Raw genomic sequence first — 1,199 nt, 5'->3', positions numbered from 1 at the left:
CCTGTGATTTCCTGATATGCCATGTTGACCGGCCTATTTTGCTGCAGGAGATTTTTTGTAATAAGCTCAAGGGCCTGAGAAAGTACGCTGGCAGCCAGGGCCTGCTCGTCCTGATTGCTTACGGTATAGGCATCCTTAAATTGCCCCATTCGGGCTATCACCCTATCTAGTTCGCCGTGTATTACAGGGATATTTTCCATATATGTGCCCCGATCTACTTCACCCCGGAGAAATTCGCCGCTTACCTTAAAGTACCGCTCCAACGCAGCCATGGCCCTAGAGTTTGGCTCCCTGAGCCCATTTTCATAATTTATTATAGACTTTAAGGGTATCCCTGTTTCTTGCGCAAGGCCGCGCTGCGTCAAGCCTGCTTCTTTTCGCAATTCCTTCAAATTTTTAGCTATAGACATACTTCAACACCTCGCAATTAAAATAAGTATATCATTTGTTATCCATTTGGGCAAGAAAAAAAGAAAAATCCCCTTGACTTCCCGAATGGGCAAGGTATAATATCTGTAAAAGTTACCCATTCGGGAAACAAAAGGAAAGGCCGGTGTCTATATGTACTTAATTCCCAAAGTTTCCGAGATACGCACACGGCGGCTGGATGCAGGGCTTTCACAGCATAGCCTTTCAAGGACGGCTGGGCTTGGGGGCCAAGCTATTAACCGCATTGAAAGCGGCGAGACCAGCAGCGTCCACCCCTTGCGGGCCAGGGAGATCGCAAAGGCGCTTGCACGGTCTTATGCTGACACCATATACAGCACTGTCCCCGACCAAGAAGTGTTGGCACTCTCACGGGACATTAAACAGGAAGTACACGGCGATTATTTCCTTGCAGAGATCATCACCAAGGGTGTGGCGTATCACATTGGATACCTGCCCTCCGCTATCCGTATGCGAATTGAGGAGCTTTTCCGCAAAGGTAGCATTACAACTATTTTCTGCACCAGCACCCTTGTAGAGGGTGTCAATATGCCGGCGGATAATCTCTTCATCACAAACTACAAGAAAGGCTATGCCTACATGGATGCGGTCGATTTTCGCAACCTCATCGGTCGTGTGGGGAGAATTGAATATAACCTTTACGGAAATGCATTTCTCGTCAGCGTGAACGAGAAGGGCACTGTAAAGCAAAAATGAAAAGAAAAGACCCGAAAATCAGCGAAAAACTCTACGCAACGAGGAAAAGCTCACGT

General features: G+C 47.5%; 2 protein-coding genes. One reads left to right on the top strand and one right to left on the bottom strand.

The window, feature by feature from the left end; genetic code table 11:
* The coding region (locus D1841_RS17390) for a helix-turn-helix domain-containing protein (RefSeq protein WP_160644918.1) at nucleotides 1-410 on the bottom strand (410 nt) is incomplete at its 3' end.
* Nucleotides 411-561: 151 nt separating this feature from the next.
* Between D1841_RS17390 and D1841_RS17385 the strand changes: the two genes are divergently transcribed.
* The gene (locus D1841_RS17385; RefSeq protein WP_161880202.1) at nucleotides 562-1,143 is read left to right on the top strand and encodes a helix-turn-helix domain-containing protein; all 582 of its coding nucleotides are present in this window, start codon (nucleotides 562-564) and stop codon (nucleotides 1,141-1,143) included.
* Nucleotides 1,144-1,199: the final 56 nt, after the last annotated feature.

The sequence above is a fragment of the Neglectibacter sp. X4 genome (genome assembly GCF_009917365.1).
In the GTDB taxonomy this organism is placed as follows: Bacteria; Bacillota; Clostridia; order Oscillospirales; family Acutalibacteraceae; genus Acutalibacter.
This window is presented reverse-complemented; position numbering and strand designations above follow the sequence as displayed.